This window comes from Salicola sp. AFF1 (assembly GCF_056783195.1).
This window is the reverse complement of sequence record NZ_JBXAYL010000062.1, coordinates 1-3500: the sequence shown is the minus strand read 5'-3', so window position 1 is coordinate 3500 and position 3500 is coordinate 1. Positions and strand designations below refer to the sequence as shown.

General features: G+C 44.6%; 4 protein-coding genes. 3 read left to right on the top strand and 1 reads right to left on the bottom strand.

Translation table 11 applies throughout. From position 1 onward, the window contains the following. Positions 1-309: 309 nt before the first annotated feature. From AC1RQI_RS16390 to AC1RQI_RS16380, 3 genes are all read left to right on the top strand, one after another. Positions 310-465 (top strand): hypothetical protein, encoded by a 156-nt coding sequence (locus tag AC1RQI_RS16390; protein WP_481905684.1) that lies wholly within the window; start codon positions 310-312, stop codon positions 463-465. A gap of 267 nt (positions 466-732) precedes the next feature. Then, the gene (locus AC1RQI_RS16385; RefSeq protein ID WP_481905683.1) at positions 733-2397 is read left to right on the top strand and encodes an Eco57I restriction-modification methylase domain-containing protein; all 1665 of its coding nucleotides are present in this window, start codon (positions 733-735) and stop codon (positions 2395-2397) included. Next, positions 2398-3156: a PaeR7I family type II restriction endonuclease gene (locus AC1RQI_RS16380; RefSeq protein WP_481905682.1), complete on the top strand. Its 759-nt coding sequence runs from the start codon at positions 2398-2400 to the stop codon at positions 3154-3156. 135 nt (positions 3157-3291) lie between these two features. Here the strand turns inward: AC1RQI_RS16380 and AC1RQI_RS16375 are convergent. After that, the coding region (locus tag AC1RQI_RS16375) for a hypothetical protein (protein WP_481905681.1) at positions 3292-3500 on the bottom strand (209 nt) is incomplete at its 5' end.

Genomic DNA, 3500 nt, shown 5'->3' with positions numbered 1-3500 from the left:
GAGAGGCTACGGCCGCCAACAAACTCAATACGCAGTCTTAATCCGCCACTACTTGCCCGCGCCAGAGGCACCGTGCACCCAAAGTCTGTGATCAGCTCTTCGGCGCAGCCGATTCAGGCCGTTAAAATGGGGTTCGCGGACCGCATACGAAGTCAATGGCCTCAACGGCCCACAGGGCGGTCAGTCTCAGCATTTGGGTGGAAAGTTGGCTCGCTCTCCTGCGTGATCAACGACAGGGCTGAGTATGCCGTGCTCGCTGACCAGGAATTAAGCTCGGTCCGACTCAATCCGATAAAGAGCCAGCAGTGGGTGACAGAGTTCGTTCCGTTGTACACCTATGAGCATCGGCATAGTGCGATTCGCTATGTCACGCCGCAGCAGCGCCACGAAGGGCAGGATGTGGCAATCCTTGAGCAGCGGGCCCGGCTTTACAAGCAGGCCAAGGCCCGCAATCCAAAACGCTAGTCTCAAAATACCCGGAACTGGGAGCAAGTCGGGAACGTCTGGCTGAACCCGGAACCAGTATTAGAAGCCGCGTAGGGATGAGTTCCAACTTCCTTGACTGACACCGGGATAGGTGTTGCCCGAAGTGCGGGAGTGAGACGATAATGACTGCCCCGTATCTCCATATTATATTCGGTCAGACGGTTTCGCGGTTGGTTATGGAACCGCGTAGTAGTAAAGGGAGCTAGTATGCCCACCGTTCACTCCATCGATAGGTAACCTCTAAGAATGCAAGAGCACTCCGATTTTGAAGAACCCGTACTAGCCAGTGAGTCTATATCACGGGTGGGTACAAAATCAGAAAAAGGTCAGATTTACACCCGTCCCAATGTCGTCCAATTCATGTTAAGCGCCATTGGATTAAAAAATTCAGATGACTTTCAAAATGCTTGTATTCTCGAACCGTCGTGTGGGCAGGGTGAGTTCGCCCTTGCAATAGTGGAGAGGATGATAAATGCAACAGAAACTCTTCCTCCAGCTAAAAAAATTGCTGATAAACTGCTCGCTATAGATATAGATCATGAAAATATTGAAATAGCCAAGGTTAGCGTTAGAAAACTGCTAAAAAACAAAGGATATAGAGAAAATGATGCAGCGTTTCTGGCTCAAAAGTGGTTTTGGAAAACAGATTTTCTCTTGGAAAAGATTGAGCCAGGGTTTAGCCATGTTATTGGAAACCCCCCGTACGTAAGGGTTGAAAATATTCCCAAAGAATTACTTGACAAATATAGGTCTTCATTTCCGACGATGACTGATCGCGCAGACCTGTACATACCCTTTTTCGAAAAAGGTCTTTCGCTATTAAAAGGCAACGGACGTCTTTCGTTTATATGTACTGATCGATGGACAAAAAACAAATACGGCAAGCTTCTTCGAAAGAAAATTGACGAGCATTATAGCCTAGAGCTTTTTGTTGATTTACATGGGGTTAGCGCTTTTGAATCAGGGGTTATGACGTATCCTGCCATTACTCAAATATCTGGAGAGAAATGCAAAAAAACTGTTTTAAAATACGGCTCCGATTTTAGCGAAAAAGAAGCGAGTGAAGTAGTATCAGCGATCGAAGGAAAGACAACACACCTTGAAACCAGAAAAGATATAGTCGACGGTGAAAATCCTTGGCTATTCGGAGCATCTGAAGAAATAGCCGTAATTAGAGAAATTGAAAAAAGATTTCCTTTGCTTGAAGATGTTGGTTGCAAAGTATATATCGGAGCAGCTACAGGGGCTAACGATATTTTTATCGTAGACAAAGACCAATTAGATTTAGAGATTGAGGAAGACAGGCTGTTACCAGTCATTACAGCAAAAGAATTAAAAAGTGGATCGATTTCGTGGAGAGGAAAATACTTAATAAACACATACGATGAAAACGGCATTATAAATTTGGACGATTATCCGAACCTTTCAAGATATCTTAATACTAAAAAGGACCGACTATCCAGAAGGCATGTTGCAAAGAACGACAAGAATAACTGGTTTAAAACAATTGATCGCGTCTACGCGAATCGAGCAAGGTCAGAAAAACTTCTAATACCGGACATCAGCAGCAACCCGGTCGTTGTCCATGATAGTGGGAGATACCACCCGAACAACTCTGTCTACTATGTATGTTCAGAGCAGTGGGATTTGCATGCGCTACGAGTTGTTCTCAAATCTAATATAACGAAAATGTTTATTTCTTCTTATAGCACAAAGATCGCTAAAGGGTATCTTAGGTTTCAAGCACAACACTTACGAAAACTACGGCTTCCGATGTGGCATGACGTAAAAACTAATCTTAAAAAACGTCTTATCGAAGCCGGAAAAAATGATCACAAATCAGAATTTAACAATCTTGCTTGCGAATTATATCAGCTAGCAGACGAATATAGCTCGATTGTGGGGGAGTAAATGAGTTTGAATCTTGACGGGCATGAACGGCTTGTTTCTGAGGCAGTAAAAGAATTTTGGGGGACTCGCGGTGATAAGGGAGAAGGGGTCAGAGGAGGGAAAACTCTTGACGGTTTTGTAGATATATTTCGCTGGGTTGTCCATAATCATGGATTACCGAATGCAACTATTTTGAGCGGAAAATCTGCTCAAGTTCCTGGTTTCTTTCGACCAGCCAAAAATTGGGATATTTTAATTGTTAATGGTCAAACATTGATAGCAGCTATAGAGCTGAAATCTATTGCGGCGTCATTTGGGAAAAATTGTGCAAATAGGACAGAGGAAGCTCTGGGGAGCGGAATTGACATCAAAGAAGGTTTTGAAGAAGGAGCATTTGAAGGATTAACTCGATTGTTTACAGGCTACCTTATTTTGGTAGAGGATTGTAACGATACTCAAAGTCCCGTTGCAATTACAGTTAACAATTTCAGGGTTATGAAAGATTTTATGCACGACCCTGCCTCTCGTAACACACAATATGTTCGGAAACCGGATGGCACATTTCCTAGAATACAAGGAGTTTCTTATCTGAATCGATTTGAAATTCTTTGTCGGCGCCTGATGCAAAAAAACCTTTACTCGGCTGCTTCAGTCATCAGCGCGAAGAGATCTGATAAAGATCAGGGTGGATATAGCTATATCTCTAAAGAAACAAGTGTAAAAGCGTTTTTGGCGGAACTAGCTAGTTACACTGAAAAAATAGCGGCTATCCAAGAATAATCCTTATTAAGTCGTGGAGGTCTCGGTAGTTTTCAAGCCAGATGTCCAAAAGTTCGTTCTAAACCCGTTTTATTCATCAGCCCCGGCGATCCGGGGCGGAGCTGCTCTGTAAGTTGAATCGCCGACCCGGGGTGATCACGTAATAACCGTTTCTTTGGGCTCAACGCAGCTGCTAACCGCCCATAAGATACCCTCACAGTTTCTCATGGGCGTCATGGCTCCAGGGTTGGCGTGCTCGCGCACGAACTGGCCACGGGCGTCATAGACGGTAAGCGCAAGCAAATCGACCCACTTGCCCCGGAACCCGCTATCAGCTCTTTGTAGGAGCTGGCTCCAGGTCAGTA